This window comes from Nocardia crassostreae (assembly GCF_001613405.1).
In the GTDB taxonomy this organism is placed as follows: Bacteria; Actinomycetota; Actinomycetes; order Mycobacteriales; family Mycobacteriaceae; genus Nocardia; species Nocardia crassostreae.
Map to the genome: position 1 here is coordinate 309638 of NZ_BDCH01000020.1, position 15421 is coordinate 325058.

The 15421-nt window shown below is 66.9% G+C and carries 15 protein-coding genes; 8 read left to right on the forward strand and 7 right to left on the reverse strand.

Features of this window, described 5'->3' with window-relative positions:
* Positions 1–119 precede the first annotated feature (119 nt).
* On the forward strand, positions 120–1328 hold the full coding sequence (locus tag NC4_RS22385; RefSeq protein WP_067541485.1) for a cytochrome P450: 1209 nt from the start codon (positions 120–122) through the stop codon (positions 1326–1328).
* Positions 1329–1355: 27 nt separating this feature from the next.
* On the opposite strand, the gene NC4_RS22390 is transcribed toward NC4_RS22385, so the two are convergent.
* The 3 genes from NC4_RS22390 to NC4_RS22400 form a co-directional block, all read right to left on the reverse strand.
* Positions 1356–2312: a hypothetical protein gene (locus tag NC4_RS22390; protein WP_067541488.1), complete on the reverse strand. Its 957-nt coding sequence runs from the start codon at positions 2310–2312 to the stop codon at positions 1356–1358.
* Between the two features lie 102 nt (positions 2313–2414).
* Entirely contained in the window at positions 2415–3884 is a 1470-nt protein-coding gene (locus NC4_RS22395; protein ID WP_157555066.1) for a hypothetical protein, read from the reverse strand.
* Positions 3885–4204: 320 nt separating this feature from the next.
* Positions 4205–4954, reverse strand: coding sequence for a GTP-binding protein (locus tag NC4_RS22400; RefSeq protein WP_067541492.1), 750 nt, complete (start codon positions 4952–4954; stop codon positions 4205–4207).
* A 133-nt stretch (positions 4955–5087) separates the two neighbouring features.
* Here NC4_RS22400 and NC4_RS22405 point away from each other — a divergent pair, with 133 nt between their 5' ends.
* Both NC4_RS22405 and NC4_RS22410 read left to right on the forward strand, forming a co-directional pair.
* Complete coding sequence (locus tag NC4_RS22405; RefSeq protein ID WP_439957546.1) at positions 5088–5534, forward strand: Zn-ribbon domain-containing OB-fold protein; 447 nt, start codon at positions 5088–5090, stop codon at positions 5532–5534.
* Positions 5527–6732, forward strand: coding sequence for a lipid-transfer protein (locus NC4_RS22410; RefSeq protein WP_067541494.1), 1206 nt, complete (start codon positions 5527–5529; stop codon positions 6730–6732). Before NC4_RS22405 ends, NC4_RS22410 begins: the two co-directional genes overlap by 8 nt.
* Here NC4_RS22410 and NC4_RS22415 read toward each other — a convergent pair.
* From NC4_RS22415 to NC4_RS22425, 3 genes are all read right to left on the reverse strand, one after another.
* Entirely contained in the window at positions 6716–7306 is a 591-nt protein-coding gene (locus NC4_RS22415; RefSeq protein WP_067541496.1) for an ABC transporter permease, read from the reverse strand. The genes NC4_RS22410 and NC4_RS22415 overlap by 17 nt on opposite strands.
* A 152-nt stretch (positions 7307–7458) precedes the next feature.
* A complete protein-coding gene (locus NC4_RS22420) occupies positions 7459–8175 on the reverse strand; it encodes a TVP38/TMEM64 family protein (RefSeq protein WP_067541740.1) in 717 nt (238 codons plus the stop codon).
* Positions 8176–8296: 121 nt separating this feature from the next.
* The gene (locus NC4_RS22425) at positions 8297–9193 is read right to left on the reverse strand and encodes a bile acid:sodium symporter family protein (protein WP_067541498.1); all 897 of its coding nucleotides are present in this window, start codon (positions 9191–9193) and stop codon (positions 8297–8299) included.
* Positions 9194–9424: 231 nt separating this feature from the next.
* Here NC4_RS22425 and NC4_RS22430 point away from each other — a divergent pair, with 231 nt between their 5' ends.
* The 3 genes from NC4_RS22430 (at position 9425) to NC4_RS22440 (ending at position 13336) form a co-directional block, all read left to right on the forward strand.
* The gene (locus NC4_RS22430) at positions 9425–10912 is read left to right on the forward strand and encodes a glyceraldehyde-3-phosphate dehydrogenase (protein ID WP_067541742.1); all 1488 of its coding nucleotides are present in this window, start codon (positions 9425–9427) and stop codon (positions 10910–10912) included.
* Between the two features lie 98 nt (positions 10913–11010).
* Positions 11011–11820: a S1 family peptidase gene (locus NC4_RS22435; RefSeq protein WP_067541500.1), complete on the forward strand. Its 810-nt coding sequence runs from the start codon at positions 11011–11013 to the stop codon at positions 11818–11820.
* Between the two features lie 136 nt (positions 11821–11956).
* On the forward strand, positions 11957–13336 hold the full coding sequence (locus NC4_RS22440; protein ID WP_157555069.1) for an FAD-dependent oxidoreductase: 1380 nt from the start codon (positions 11957–11959) through the stop codon (positions 13334–13336).
* An 18-nt stretch (positions 13337–13354) separates the two neighbouring features.
* Here NC4_RS22440 and NC4_RS22445 read toward each other — a convergent pair whose 3' ends face one another.
* Positions 13355–14092, reverse strand: coding sequence for an IclR family transcriptional regulator (locus tag NC4_RS22445; protein WP_067541504.1), 738 nt, complete (start codon positions 14090–14092; stop codon positions 13355–13357).
* Between the two features lie 92 nt (positions 14093–14184).
* On the opposite strand from NC4_RS22445, the gene NC4_RS22450 reads away from it, so the two are divergent.
* On the forward strand, positions 14185–15117 hold the full coding sequence (locus NC4_RS22450; RefSeq protein ID WP_218021263.1) for a pyridoxal-phosphate-dependent aminotransferase family protein: 933 nt from the start codon (positions 14185–14187) through the stop codon (positions 15115–15117).
* A gap of 49 nt (positions 15118–15166) precedes the next feature.
* Positions 15167–15352, forward strand: coding sequence for a hypothetical protein (locus NC4_RS41750; RefSeq protein WP_218021264.1), 186 nt, complete (start codon positions 15167–15169; stop codon positions 15350–15352).
* Positions 15353–15421: the final 69 nt, after the last annotated feature.

A 15421-nucleotide genomic window follows, 5' to 3' on the forward strand; every position in this document is an offset into this window, starting at 1 on the left:
TCACCGGCGGCCCGGGCGGATAAATACGAGAAATCTGGGATGGGCCGGGCCGTCGACGCTCCGTAGCGTCGGGTGGACCGGTTCGCAGTGGGCGGGCCGATGGGTGGGAGGGAGATCCCATGTCAGCCAGCGCGAACATCCACAGTGGCGTCGCCGAGTTGAATGTGCTCGATCCGCAGTTCCGGCCGGACTCGCCCGAGGTCGCCGCCGCCCGCGCCGCGAACTGGTACGCCCGAACCCCGATCGGCTACGCGATCCTGCGGCATCGGGAGGCCACCGCATTCCTGGCCGATCGCAGGGTTCGCTGGGGTGGAGTGGAATCGCTTGCCGCGCAGGGCATTACCTCCGGTCCGGCGGTCGAGTGGATCGGGTCGGTGCTACCCAGTATCGGGGGGGCAGATCATGCGCGGTTGCGACGGCTGGTGAGTCAGGCGTTCACGCGCACCGCGGTGGACCGGCTGCGGCCGGTCATGCGCGCTGTCACCGAGGAACTGGTCGAACCCCTTGTGCGGGCGGGGGAATGCGAGTTCATGGCGGACTTCGCGGACAGGTATCCGGCGCGAATCCTGGCCGAGCTGCTGGGCGTTCCGCCGGAGCAGCGCGAGGTTTTCCGGCGCTTGCCCAAGGAGATCGGGCTGATCTTCACGGTGTCGGCGGCCGCGCATCTGGACCGAATCGAGACGGCCATCCGCACGCTCGGCGACGCCATCGACGCGCTCATCGAACAGCGCCGCAGCAGTCCGGGCGATGACCTGCTCACCGAGCTGATCGCAGCGGAGGAAGCCGGTGACCGGCTCTCGCCGGTCGAGCTGCGGAATATGGCCAGCGCACTGCTCTTCGCCGGGCATGACACCACGCGGCAGCAGCTCGGGCTGGCCGTCCAGACCCTGCTGGACTACCCCGCCCAGTGGCGCATGCTCGCGGCTGATCCCGGCCTGGCGCCACGCGCCGTGGAGGAGATCATGCGGGTCGCCCCGGGCGTCAATACGATCTGGCGGGTCACCGATGAGACCATCGACTTCGAGGGCCTCACCATTCCGGCGGGCAGCTTCATCAATATCCTCTCCAATGCCGCCCACACCGACCCGGCCGCCTTCGGTGATGCCGAATTCGATATCACCGCACTACGATCCGCCCCCCAACTCACCTTCGGCGGCGGCATTCACTACTGCCTCGGCGCACCGCTGGCTCGCGCGGAAATCGCCGAAGCGCTGCCGATTCTCGCCCGCAGGCTGCCGCATCCGATGGCGGCCGGACCCGCCCAGCCGGGGCCCACCCTCGGCCCGACCGGCCCGATTATCCTGCCGCTTCGATTCGGCACCGCATAGCCGGAATCCATTGCAGGCGGCTATTTCTCAGGAGTACGGCGCGGTGACCGATGCCGCGATCGATTCCAGTTCCGACCAGAGCGCGGGGTCGTTGGTGACGGCTATGGCGTAGACCAGGCCGCGTTCGTTCGGCAGTGCAACGATGAGCTCGCGTTTTTCGTGATGGTCGGAATGGTCCTCGCGCTGCCGCACCCATGTGCGGGGTTCTCCGAATATCGGCATGATCGGGTCGTCTGGTTCCGGTGGCGGCAGCACACGGGGGTGGTGGCCCACGTAGAAGCTGAATACCGCGGTGGCGCCATTGAACGGGCTCATTCGCTCGACCTGGTACACCAGGAAGTCGGGGCCGTGCTGCAGGGTCGCCACCCATCCGTCGGGAACGGCGATCCGTAGTTCGAATGGGTCGCCCGGTTCGGTGAGTTGTCGTACCCCGGCTGAGGTTTCGAGCCGCCGCGGGCCGGGGGCAAGTGTGGCGAGGACTCCGAGTACGAGTAGTCGGACACCCTCCAAATCGTGAGCCGCATTCGGCGACACAATGAAGTTCAGGGTTTGAACGGTGGTATCCGGTTGCCGTACATACGCGGTCGCGATCTGTATGAAATCGGTGTGCTCGACCGGGTCGCGGAGAATGCCGACCACCGACTCGACGCCGCCTCGACCAGGAACCGTCGAAATGGCGGCAGGCGGGTCCCACACGCGCATGATCGCCTGCGAGTCCGACACGAAGTTCTCCGTGCAGTACTCGAGATCCTCCCTCGCCACAATCACGAACCGCTCGTCACCGCTGTCGAGGACCGCCCTCGATCTTTGTTCCAGTGGCTCCGGACCGTGCATTATCGATTCGGGCCCTACCTGGTGGGCCGCGGTTCCCCATGGCATGGCGGCCTCGAGACGCCCTGCCAGGAAGTTGATTTTGGTCAGCATCCGATCATTGCGGCCGTGGTACTTTCGCCCCAGCCCGCCGATCCCCTCCGCGTCGGACATGCAATCGATGCTACGCGCCGCCTCCGGGCGCTCACCGTGTTTCGCTCCTGCGCGAAAAGGCGACCCCGGTGGGAATCCGGGGGTCGCGTTTATCAGAGGTGGTCAGCGCCGGGGTTTTTCACCGCCGGGGCGGGGGGATTGGGTGCTGAAGGTCGGGGTGACCGATATCGAGCTACTGCTTTGCTTGGTGCCGCCGTACCAGGCGACGGAGGGAACGCCGGACTGGTCGGAGGGGGTGCCGGGGTAGTAGGTCTTGCTGGTTTTCGTCGTGTCCGCCTTCCACCAGGCGGCGGTGACCTTGGGGATGGATTTGCCGGGAATGCTGGTGTTGTAGTTGAAGACGTAGCCGAGTTGCCACGTGGCGCCGGTGGTGTCCACGGCGGTGGTCAGGGTGACGAAGACGCTGCCGGGTTGGGCGTAGGCGGTGACGGTGCCCGCGCCGTCGCCGGTGAGTTTGAACAGGGTGGGGTCGACGGTTGCCGTCCAATCCAGCTTTGCCTGGGAGTTGGCCCAGACGAGGCTGAAGTCGGCGGAGACCGCGATGGGGGCGTCGAAAGAGATGTCGTTGAGGCCGACGAGGATTTTGCCGGGGTAGGACTGCTGACCTGCCGGGGGCTGGTTACTGCTCGCGACATTTGTTATGACGAGGAGCATGTCGGTGCCGGAGGTCCAGGTGGAGTTCTTGGACAGGGTCAGCGTCAATTTGCCGTCCACATCGGCGAATGTCCATCCGGGATAGTTGATGTTCATTGCGCTGACATCGGCGTCGGTGAAATACGACGGCATATTGATGGTCATGGTCGCGCCCGAACTCAGGGCGACGTCGCGGCCGGAGGTATTGGTGAGTGTGGCTTGGAGGGTGGCGGTTTCGCGCACGGCGATGGTGGAGACGCCGGTGGCCTTGTTGACGACCTGGAGGGTGGCGCGGCGCGGCCGGTCCCAGGCGTGTTGGCTGGCGGCGAAGAGGGCGACGACGCCGTCCATACCCTTGGAGCGGCGAATGGGAAGGCCGATGCCCAGCGGGAACTGCAGGGATACGCCGCTGAAGTCGAAATCCTTCGTGCCCTCGGCGCGCTGCTTGATGTACATGAAGCGGATGAACACGATGGTGGAGGGGAACTCCGGAATCGGGACGTAGAGATCGAGCAGCCAGCCCGCGATGGCGCCGGTGACGGGTTTGTCGACCCAGAAGCTCAGTTCCAGACCGGTATTGACGGACAGGCCGCCCTTCACGGAACCGCCCGCCCAGACGCGGCCGTGCACCTGCGCCTCATCCTTGAAATCGAAGACGACGTCGGCGCCCGCCAGCAGGCCGATCACGGCGCTCACCCCGGCGGAGACGCCGATGCCGAAGCCGCGCAACCCCTGTGGATGGGCGGACGCCACCTCGAAGTCGCCGGTGCGCAGTATTTCCGAGGCGAGGTCGACGCTGAGGGGGTGATTGGGCAGCCCGCTCTCGAACGAACCCTCGAGTGCCTTGACATAGGCGACGCCGTCGGGGCTGTCGTAGAAGTTGACGACATCGCGCACCGCGCCGTCCAATACGGAGCGGTTCTTTTGGTAGAAGTCCACGCACGCTTGAACGAGCTCTACATTGGTGGGTGTGCGGCCGGGAAAAAGATCTTCGGTATCGGCCGGAGGAATTCCTTGTTTATCGAGCTTGGCGGCCTTCGACAATGCGTCTTTCAATGCTTTGTCTAGAATACTGTTGGCGGGCATGGCTTTACCTCACTGGGAGTTACTCATTGATCCCGCTCATCATGCTACTACCGCATAACTCCAATAGCGCTCGGTTTGCGTTGAATTCTCAAGCGAATCCGCTTATTTCAATATCCATCCGACCGGTTTCGACGAGCTTCCATTCGAAAATAGCTGTCCAGCTACCGAATTCGTCAATAGTCGAGGACGTGTTCGGGCTGGCAGACATCCATGGGGGACGGTAGGCAGCGGGTGATGGCATCCAGCAGCGGGGTGATGTCCTCGGTCCGGGGCGGTGCGCCGCACAGAATGGGTACGACATCGCCGATGCGCGTGCGCTCGCGGATGCGCCGATGCAGCTGCCGCACCGACTCCGCGGTGTCCTGCTCGAGCACCGTTCGCACGAGCCTGCGGTACCACCGTTCGGCGGTTTCCCCATGGCTGCCGGGAAATTCGGCGGTCACCGGCTCGGTCGCCCCCGTCGGGATCAGGTCGATGACACCGTCGAAATCGGCGCCGACGCCCATGGGAAGTTGCAGGACGACCGGCATGGCCCCGCGAGTGGCGGCGATGGCGCGGACGCAGTGGTCGAAATCGGCGCCGAGCCGATCGAGACCGTCGATCAGGCACAGGCGGGCGACCTGGTGGTCATCGGCGATCCGCAGCACGGTGTCGAGTCGCGCGGCATTGCGCAGCGTGGCGTCGACGACCGCGACCACGGCATCGGCGGTCCGGATGGATCGTTCCAGGTCCGGGATGGGGGAACCGCTCGGTCGTTCGCCGATGCGGATGATGTGCTCGACGCGGTCCGTCACCCAGTGCAGCGTGGGCTGCGCGCCGGTGGCGCGGCGGAGCAGGCGGTGCACGACGGGCGCCGTCTCGCTCGGCTCACCGAGGATGGTGACATTGCGGATCGTCTGAGGGTCAATGGCTTCGGCGCCCATCGCGTTGCGGTACTCCCGATCGATTCGAGGAGGGGTGGTCGCGTCCTCGATCCGCCCTCACCGTACCGCCGCGGGCCCGGCGGCGGATCGGATTCCGCCCCCAAAGTAGAACGTGTTCCTATACCGTCGGCTTGTGCAGAAAGAACAACGCCCCGCCGTGGCCGATTGGTTCACTGCGGAGGACGGTGTGGCGCGGCTCCGAGGCAGTCGCTGCAGTGCCTGCGGCACACCGTATTTCCCGCGGAACACGCTGGCCTGCCGTAATCCGCAGTGCAGCGCGCCGAAGGACGGGTCCGAGCTCGTCGAGTACCTGTTCTCCACGCGCGGGCGGATCTGGTCCTATGCGGACGCGCGCTACAAGCCGCCCGCGCCCTATGTCTCGCCCGAGCCGTTCGAACCGTACGTCGTGGCGGCGGTGGAGCTCGAGGTCGAGCAGATGGTGATCCTCGGGCAGGTCGTGCGCGGGTACACGGTGGACGATCTGGCCGTCGGCATGCCGGTCGAGCTGGCCGTCGGCACGCTCTACGAGGACGAGGACGCCGAGCACACGGTGTGGATGTGGAGGCCGGTCAATGACTGAGACGAATCGCGATATCGCCGTCCTCGGCGCGGGCATGCACCAATGGGGCAAGTGGGGGCGGAATTTCGTCGAATACGGGCTGGTCGCCGCCCGCGCCGCGCTGGCGGATGCCGGGGTGGACCACCGCGATGTCGGGTATATCGCCGGTGCGGACACGATTCGGAATGGCTATCCGGGGTTCGTCGCGGGCGCGACCTTCGCCCAGGCGCTGGGCTGGTCGGGTGCGCGGATCTCGAGCAGCTACGCCGCCTGCGCTTCCGGTGCGCAGGCCATTGCCAATGCCCGCGCCCAGATTCTGGCCGGATTGTGTGATGTGGCCCTGGTGGTCGGCGCGGACGCCGCGCCGAAGGGTTTCTTCCAGCCGGTCGGCGGTGAGCGCCGCGATGATCCGGACTGGTTGCGCTTCCACCTGCTCGGCGCCACCAACCCGATCTACTTCGCGCTCTATGCCCGGCGCCGGATGGCCCTGCACGGCGCCACCCTCGACGATTTCGCCGCGGTCAAGGTGAAGAACGGCAAGCACGGCCTGAACAACCCGTATGCCCGCTACCGCAAAGAGGTTTCGGTCGAAGAGATCGCGGCCTCGGCCGTCGTCTCGGATCCCTTGCGCCTGCTCGATATCTGCGCCACCAGTGACGGCGGCGCGGCCCTGGTGCTGACCTCGATGGATTACGCTCGCCGCCACGGGATTACCGATCCGGTCCGCATCAGCGCGCTGTCGACGGTCACCCCCACCTTCCCGAAAACCGTGCTCGATCTCCCGGATTTCGCCACGGACTCCTCCGTGGCCGTCCAGCCCCAGCCCCAGCCCCGTACCTTCCGTTCGGCCATTGCCCACGCCGCCTACGAAGAGGCCGGACTCGGGCCCGCCGACTTGTCCTTCGCGGAGGTCTACGACCTGTCCACCGCCTTGGAACTGGACTGGTACGAGGACATCGGGCTATGTGAGCCGGGCGGGGCCGAGGAGCTGTTGCGCAGCGGCGCAACGACCTTGGGCGGTCGCGTCCCGGTCAACCCCAGCGGCGGCCTGGCCTGCTTCGGCGAGGCGATCCCTGCGCAGGCCATTGCCCAGATCTGTGAACTCACCTGGCAGTTGCGCGGTCAGGCCGATGGACGCCAAGTGGAGAACGCCCGCGCGGGAATCGCGGTGAACCAGGGACTGTTCGGTCACGGGTCGGCAATCATCGCCACGCGCTGAACCGGCGTCGCCGCGGCTCCAGCGCGGCCGCGGCGAGATAGGCGCCGCCACCCGCCGAGGCCAACATCCAGTACAGGTTCGCCCCGTCGAGGAAGAGCGCCGCTGACGAGGTCACGGCGAGCCAGGCGCCGAGGGTGTACTGCAGGACGTCACGGTGGGCGACTCCGCCTGTGAGATAGAGCAGTCCGACGACGAGACCCGCGCCGGTCGGCCACAGCAGTGTGTGCACGAGGGGCTCGTCCAGCGCCGTGCTGAGGGCGGTGATGATGAGGAACAGCGCGGCGAAGCCGACCAGCCAGGACCCGGACAGCAGGTTGCCGATGACCGCGGCATGACCGCGGGCGCCGCGTTGCGCGCGGGTGGAGATCACGACGGTAATGGTCACGGCCGTCAACAGCCCTCCGGCGAGGAGAACGATCGGCACCGCGGAGGGCAGCGGCAGACGGGGATCGTCGCCGTGCGCCAAGGCGAACACGGCGTATCCGAGCAGCCAGGTGAGGCCGAAACTCAGATACGAGAGCTGGTTGTTCAGGACATTCCCGGCGGATGCGCCGTGGGGATCCGGTTGGGGCACGACACCCCTCCTTTGCTCCGAAAACTGCGATCTTCGTGGGTTTTTCGTGCACATCGATGTGACATGAAAAGTAGATCGCAGCTCGGCGGGGCCGCTCCATCAGTGAGCGTCTCGCGTCGATGTCCCAGCGTCTCGGACGGTACCGGACGGTTCTATCGCGGCGGCGTGGTTTCGGTCTCGGCGGGTTCGCCCGACCGCCGCCAGGTGCGATAGCCGTGGTGCGCCGCGAAGGCTCCGACAATGGCGACCACGCACCAGACCGTGATCGCGGCGTAGGTCAGCGGCGCGGACAGGTCACCGATCGATGCGCCGAGCGCGGTGTAGACGAAGGCACGCGGAGCCGAGCCGATCAGTGCGCCGACGGCCATCTGCCACAGCGGCATTCCCAGTGCACCGAAGGTGTAGGACGCCAGCGCATCCGAGATGCCGGGCACGAAACGCTGCCCGACCACCGCCCACAGCCCGCGACGCTCGATCAGCGCATCGAGCCGCTCGGCGCGCTGCGTGCCGAGCAGCGCGCGTGCGCTCTCGTGTCCGGCGCGGCGGCCGAGGAACGCGGAGATGGTCGCCGTGCCCGCCGTCGCCGCGAGCGTCACGAACGTACCGGTCAACGGCCCGAACAGAATGCCGCTCCCCGCCGCCAGAATCTGTCCCGGCACGAATGTGGCCCCGAGCAGCGCCGCCGCCACCGCGTAGGCCAGCGGAGCCGCCGGACCCGTCGCCGAGACCATCTCGCGCACCCCGTCGACATCGATCACCCGAGCGATGGCGACCAGATAGAACATCCCCAGCAGAAACGCGGCGCACACCGCGAGGCGTACGGCGTGCCGCCGTCGCCCGGCCGGAGCTGGACCGTCGATGCTCGTCATGGTGAGCCCACCCTGCCGCATGTCGGCCGGGCGTGCGAATCGGGGTCGCCGGGCGGAAGCGCTCGGCGCTGCGAACCGGCGGCCCGATCACGCTTCCGGCCGCCGGATGCATGCGGGTTCGTCAGGCGGCGCCCGGTACGGGCTGGCGCCCGGTGGGCAGCTGTCGGCGGGTGTGGCGGGCCAGGAGGTAAGCGGCGGCTGCGGCGGGGAGGTTCATGAGGACGCCGTAGACGGCGCCGGGGACGGCCATGGGGTTGTTGTGCAGGACGGAGGTGGCCACGGCTATGGCGATGGCGCCGTTGTGGATGCCGATCTCCATGGCGGAGGCGATGGCCAGGTCGGTGTCGACATGGAGGAGCCTCGGGGCGAAAAAGCCTACGGTGAGGCTGATTACGGCGAAGACCAGGCAGATCGAGGCCAGTTTGCCGATGTTCTCGGTGAGGGTGTCGAAGTTCTTGGCCACGGCGGCGGTGACCACGAGGATCAGGACGACGATCGAGAGGATCTTCACGGCGCCGCGTTTGCGTTCGGACCAGGCGGTGAAATGGTGGTGGACGACCATGCCGAGGGCGACGGGGATCAGGACGATGGCGAAGACCTGCGCGAACTTGTCGGGGCGCAGGCCGATCGACTCCGAGTCGTCGAGGAACAGGCTGTAGGACAGGGCTACCACCAGGGGCAGGGTGAAGACGGCCAGGACCGAATTCACCGCCGTGAGAGTGATATTGAGGGCGACATTGCCGCCTGCGATATGGCTGAACAGGTTTGCCGACGGGCCGCCGGGGGAGGCGGCGAGCAGCATCATGCCCGCGGCCAGTGCGCCATTGAGGCCGAACAGGTAGATGAGGCCGAGGCAGACGGCGGGGAGCAGGAGCATCTGGCAGACCAGGGCGATGACGGCCGCTTTGGGATAGCGCAGGACCCTGGCGAAATCATCGACGGTGAGGGTCAGACCCAGGCCGAACATTATGAGCGCCAGCGCGATCGGCAAACCTACCGCGAAAATCGTTGAACCCATGCGGATCTCCTCATCACCCAGCCCCCACAGACAACAGCAGACGAGGGTAGTCACGGCGGCGGCCGCGCGCGAGCCCCGAGTCCTGGTGGGGCCGGAGCGGCGTGGCCGCGATGTGATGCGCGTCTCCGCCGGTATCGCCCGCGATCTCACAAGGGGGTAGCGGGGCCATGTGATAGTGCGGGCCTCGATAGCATCGGTCGACAAACATCGAGGAAATCCTGAGGACTTGTGTTGACGAACGACCACCTTGACCGCTGGAACGCTCACGAGGCATCCGCGGAAGCGATGATTCCGATTATTGGACGGTTGTATCGCGAGAAGGGGGTGACGATCCTGCTGCACAGCCGATCGCTGGTGAACAAGTCGGTGATCAGCATCCTGCGGACCCACCGGTTCGCGCGGCAGATCGAGGGCGAGGAGCTGTCGATCGAGGAGACGCTGCCGTTCCTCGAGGCGCTCACCCAGCTGGATCTGGGACCCTCCAAGATCGACCTCGGCCGCCTGGTCATGGCCTACCGGACCGATGCGGACGGGCGCTCGATTCCCGAGTTCACCGCCGCGGTGCTGGCCGATGTCACCGATGGCAACAAGGCCGAGCCGCAGGGGCCCCGCGATGTGGTGCTGTACGGCTTCGGGCGGATCGGCCGGTTGGTCGCGCGGCTGCTCATCGAGAAGACCGGATCCGGCAATGGCCTGAACCTGCGCGCCGTGGTCGTGCGCAAGGGCGGCGCGGACGATCTGGTCAAGCGCGCGTCGCTGCTGCGGCGGGACTCGGTGCACGGGCAGTTCAACGGGACCATCAAGGTCGACGCCGAGAACAGCACGATCACCGCCAATGGCAGCGTGATCAAGTTCATCTACAGCGACGACCCGACCACGATCGACTACACCGCGTTCGGGATCAACGACGCCATCCTCATCGACAACACCGGTAAGTGGCGCGACCGCGAGGGCCTGGCCCAGCACCTGCGCCCCGGTATCGCCAAGGTGCTGCTGACCGCGCCCGGCAAGGGCGATGTCCCGAATATCGTGCACGGCGTCAACCACCGCGCGCTGGATCAGTCCGAGCGGATCGTCTCCTGCGCGTCCTGCACGACCAATGCGATCGTGCCGCCGCTCAAGGCCATGGACGACGAATTCGGCATCGTCCGCGGGCACGTCGAGACGGTGCACTCGTTCACCAATGACCAGAACCTGCTGGACAACTACCACAAGGCCGACCGCCGCGGCCGTTCCGCGCCGTTCAACCTGGTGCTCACCGAGACCGGCGCCGCGTCCGCGGTCGCCAAGGCCATGCCCGACTTCAAGGCCAAGATCACGGGTAACTCGATTCGCGTTCCCACGCCGGATGTCTCGGTCGCGATCCTGAACCTGCAGCTCCAGCGCGAGGTCACCCGGGACGAGGTGCTCGAGTACCTGCGCCAGACGTCGCTGACCGGACCGCTGAGCCGCAACCTCGATTTCACCGCCGCCACCGATGTGGTCTCGAGCGATTTCATCGGCTCGCGCGCCGCCTCGATCGTGGACGCCAATGCCACCATCGTCGACGGCGACACCGAGATCCTCTACCTCTGGTACGACAACGAATTCGGCTACTCGTGCCAGGTCGTGCGGACGGTGCAGTACGTCTCGGGCATCGAGTACCCGACGTACCCGCGTCTGAGCGCACAAGACGACGCTGCGGCCGTGCCCGCGCTGGCGGGGGCCGACGCACAGTAATCGGCGCTTTCCGAACCGGCAGATATCCACGGGTATCTGCCGGTTTCGTTTTCTCCGCCGATCGGAACGTCGCGTTGGATCCACATTGGATATTCGGTATGACTATTCCCATGTGGCGCTGGTGGAATCGTGCCGTGATCGTTCTGGCGGTGGCCCCCGCTCCGGCGCGCGCGGTCGTCGGTGGAACGGTCGTGGCGGAATCGCCATCCTGGCTGGCGGCCATCGGCCTTGCCGGGGCCGAGGCGCTGCGGCCTTCGGGGCAGTTCTGCGCCGGGCAACTGGTGGCTCCGGACAAGGTGGTCACGGCCGCGCATTGCGTGACGCACTTCCGTGCCGCCCCGGGTCTGCTTCGGCTGACCTTCGGGCGGGTGGATCTGAATACCGATGTGGGCGAGACGGTCACGGCAACGGAAATAGCCATTCATCCCGAATATGCGGAGTCGGTGTTCATTTCGCTGGATGGTGAGCAGAATCCTTTCCACTACAATGACATTGCGGTGATCACGATCGAACCGCCGCTGCCCGACCGGGCCGTGATCGCATTGTTCGAGCGCGATCGGGCGGATTCTTCCGCGCCCGGTACGGCCGTTGTCGTCCAGGGGTGGGGGCAGACCTCCGCCGCCGACTTGTCCAACGCCCGGTTACGCCGGACCACGGTCGCGGTCATCGAGGATGCGGCCTGCGCGACCGCCTATGGCTCGGTCTTCGATCCCGTCCAGATGATGTGCGCGGCCGCACCCGGGCGGGACTCCTGCAACTTCGACAGCGGTGGCCCCGCGGTTGTCGACGGGCTGCTCGTCGGCTTGGTCTCGTGGGGAAGCGGTTGCGCCCGATCGGGATTCCCGGGCGTGTACGTCCGGACCGCCGTCCACGCCGCTTTCCTCCGGCAAGCGATCGGCCACTCCTAGCGCGAATTCACGGGCGCGCGCGGACTGCGGCGGGTGCGCTGGTCGGTGTGGCGTCCCGGACGGTGATTGTGGTCGGCGGGACCGTAGGCGTGGGCGGAGCGGCCGGATGCGGCCGATCGCTCGTACCGTGGTTCCCATGAGCGAACGCGTGGTGATCATCGGTGGGGATGCGGCCGGAATGGCGGCGGCGTCGCAGGCGCGCCGGTTGAAGACGGTTGACGAGCTCGAGATCGTGGTGTTCGAGCGGGGGCATTTCACCTCGTATTCGGCGTGCGGGATTCCCTATTGGGTGGGCGGGGATGTCGAGGATCGGGACCAGCTCATCGCGCGGACGCCCGAGGAGCATCGGGCTCGCGGCATCGACCTGCGGCTGCGGACCGAGGCGGTCGAGATCGATATCGCCGAACAGCGGGTGCGGGCCCGCGATCTGGAGACCGGCACGGAGAGTTGGACCGAGTACGCCAAACTAGTGATCGCCACCGGGGCGACGCCGATCCGCCCGCCGCTGCCCGGAATCGATGCGGCGGGGGTGCACGGGGTACAGACCCTCGACGACGGGCAGGCACTCATCGACACCCTGGAATCCACGCAAAGGCGGCGAGCGGTCGTGGTGGGGGCGGGCTATATCGGCGTCGAGATGGCGGAGGCGCTCATCAACCGCGGCTACGAGGTCACCATGGTCAACCGCGGTTCCGAGCTCATGTCCACGCTGGACCCCGATATGGGCGTCCTGATCCGGAAGTCCATGCAGGGCATGGGCATTCAGGTCGTCGATGACGCCGAGGTGATCTCGATCCGCACCGATGCCGACAACCGTGTCCGCGCCGTGGCCACCGCCGACGCCGAATACCCGGCCGATGTAGTAGTTCTCGGCATCGGCGTCCGCCCCGCCACCGACCTGGCCCGCGCGGCCGGACTGCCCCTCGGCGCCTCCGGCGGCCTCCTCACCGACCTCGCCATGCGCGTCCGCGGCCATGAGAACATCTGGGCCGGAGGCGATTGCATCGAGGTACTGGACCTGGTCTCCGGCTCCCAACGGCACATCCCGCTCGGCACGCACGCCAACAAACACGGCCAGATCATCGGCTCCGGCGTCGGCGGCGACTACGCCACCTTCCCCGGCGTGGTCGGCACCGCCGTCAGCAAGGTCTGCGACCTCGAAGTGGCCCGAACCGGCCTGCGCGAGAAGGACGCCCGCGCCGCCGGACTCCAATTCGTCACCGTCGTCATCGAATCCACCAGCCGCTCCGGCTATTTCCCCGGCGCCGCCCCCATGGCCGTCAAAATGCTCGCCGAACGCCGCACCGGCCGCCTCCTCGGCGTCCAGATCGTCGGCCGCGAAGGCGCGGGCAAACGCATCGACATAGCCGCCGTAGCCCTCATCGCCCGCATGACCGTGGAACAAATGGTCGCCCTCGACCTCGGCTACGCCCCACCGTTCTCCCCGGTGTGGGATCCCGTCCTGGTAGCCGCCCGCAAGGCGGTGACGGCCGTCCGGCGAGACAGCCGCGGCTGACCTTGTCCGGCTGGGTTCTCAGCCCAGCCGGGCGCTGATGCTTCTGGCCGCCTCGCGCACGGCGACGCCCCAGGCGGCCTCGGTGTCGTTGTTCAGGCGGCTGATCGGGACGTTCACGCTGAGGTTGGCGATGGGGTGGCCGTCGTTGTTCAGGACGGCGGCTGCGACCGCGCCGACATCGTTGCGCCATTCGCCGTGGTTGACGGCGAAGCCTCGGGTGCGGATGGTGGTCAGTTCGGTGCGGAGGGCGTCGGGGTCGGTGATGGTTGTTTCGGTGTAGCGGGGGAGTTCGGCGGTGAGGAGTTGTTCGAGGGTTTCGGGGGAGCTGAAGGCCAGTAGGGCCTTGCCGTTGGCGGAGGCGTGCAGGGGGAGGGAGTGGCCGAGGGCCATGCTCGTGCGTACTGGTTTGTCGGTTTCCAGGCGTTCGATGAGGACCATGCGGCCGTCTTCGGGGACGGTGAGGTGCACGGTCTCCTCGGTGTGCCTGCGCAGATCTTCCATGATGGGGAGGGCGGCGCCGCGCATGCCGAGGTCGCCGCCCGCGCGGCTGCCGACGGCGAGGGCCTTGGTGGTGAGGACCCAGCGGGTGATCTTACCGGCGGCGGGGCGGATCCATCCGGCTTCGTCGAGGGTCAGAAGTGCCCGCTGGACAGTGCTTTTCGGCATGGCCACGATGCGGGCGAGTTCGCCGACGCCGATGGGCTGGCGGGCGGCGACTTCTTCGAGTACGCGGAGCGTATTCAGGACATTGCGCAAAGTCTTGACTCCTCGACCGGGCATCCCTACCCTTGCTGCACCTTCTCAGGGCACAGTGTGACATATCACGGCACAGAATGGAATTCGGTGTGATGACCGCTCACAGTGGACGGCATTTCCTGCAGATCCCCGGCCCGACCAATGTCCCCGATCGCGTGCTGCACGCCATTGCGCAACCCACCATCGACCACCGGGGACCCGATTTCGCCGAACTGACGCTCGATCTGATGGAAAGGCTGAAACCGGTGTTCGGCACCACCGGGCCGGTCGTCGTCTATCCCTCGTCGGGCACCGGGGCCTGGGAGGCGGCGCTGGTCAATACCCTCCGGCCCGGAGATCACGTGCTGGCCTTCGAAACCGGGCATTTCGCGAGCCTGTGGCGGGATATGGCGGAACGGCTGGGATTGGTGGTCGACTTCGTTCCCGGGGACTGGCGGCGCGGCGTCGAGCCCGAGGCCGTCGCCGAACGGCTGGCCGCCGATCCGGCCCATCGCATCGCGGCGGTCATGGTCGTGCACAACGAGACCTCGACCGGCGTCACCAGCCGGATACCGGAGATCCGAGCGGCCATCGACGAGATCGACCATCCCGCACTGCTTCTCGTCGACACCATCTCCTCGCTCGGGTCGATCGACTACCGGCACGACGAATGGGGCGTCGATGTCACCATCGGCTGTTCGCAGAAGGGGCTCATGCTGCCCCCGGGGCTCGGATTCAATGCCATCAGCGAGAAAGCGCTTGCGGCGGCCGAGAATTCGCGACTACCGAAGTCGTATTGGGATTGGACACCGCTGCTCGACAGCAATGCGCGCGGCTTCTACCCCTACACACCGGCCACCAATCTGCTCTACGGGCTGCGCGAAGCCCTGATCATGCTCGAAGAGGAGGGACTGCCAGCGGTTTTCGCGCGCCACCAGCGACATGCCGCGGCGACCCGGGCGGCCGTGCGCGGCTGGGGGGCTCGAAATCCTCTGCGCCGACCCGAGAGAGCATTCCGGCGCGCTGACCGCCGTCCTGCTCGGTGAAGAGCACGATGCGGACAAGGTCCGCCGAATCATCCTGGACCGCTTCGACATGTCACTGGGCGCGGGCCTCGGCAAGCTGTCGGGCCGGGTGTTCCGCATCGGGCATCTCGGTGATTTCAACGATCTGATGCTCGCCGGAACCCTCTGCGGTGTCCAGATGGGCCTCGAACTGGCCGGGGTCGCCGTCGACCCGGCCGGACTGAACGACGCGCTCGAGGTCCTGCGCGCCGCCTGACGCGGGGGCCGGTCACCGGCCCGGATCGCTTTACCCCACTTCGCTCTCCGCTGGGCACGCCGTCATCCC

Coding starts and splice junctions, on each gene's coding strand:
- NC4_RS22385 (WP_067541485.1), top strand. CDS start 120: ATGTCAGCCAGCGCGAACATCCACAGTGGCGTCGCCGAGTTGAATGTG.
- NC4_RS22390 (WP_067541488.1), bottom strand. CDS start 2,312: ATGTCCGACGCGGAGGGGATCGGCGGGCTGGGGCGAAAGTACCACGGC.
- NC4_RS22400 (WP_067541492.1), bottom strand. CDS start 4,954: ATGGGCGCCGAAGCCATTGACCCTCAGACGATCCGCAATGTCACCATC.
- NC4_RS22410 (WP_067541494.1), top strand. CDS start 5,527: ATGACTGAGACGAATCGCGATATCGCCGTCCTCGGCGCGGGCATGCAC.
- NC4_RS22420 (WP_067541740.1), bottom strand. CDS start 8,175: ATGACGAGCATCGACGGTCCAGCTCCGGCCGGGCGACGGCGGCACGCC.
- NC4_RS22425 (WP_067541498.1), bottom strand. CDS start 9,193: ATGGGTTCAACGATTTTCGCGGTAGGTTTGCCGATCGCGCTGGCGCTC.
- NC4_RS22435 (WP_067541500.1), top strand. CDS start 11,011: ATGACTATTCCCATGTGGCGCTGGTGGAATCGTGCCGTGATCGTTCTG.
- NC4_RS22440 (WP_157555069.1), top strand. CDS start 11,957: ATGAGCGAACGCGTGGTGATCATCGGTGGGGATGCGGCCGGAATGGCG.
- NC4_RS22450 (WP_218021263.1), top strand. CDS start 14,185: ATGACCGCTCACAGTGGACGGCATTTCCTGCAGATCCCCGGCCCGACC.
- NC4_RS41750 (WP_218021264.1), top strand. CDS start 15,167: ATGTCACTGGGCGCGGGCCTCGGCAAGCTGTCGGGCCGGGTGTTCCGC.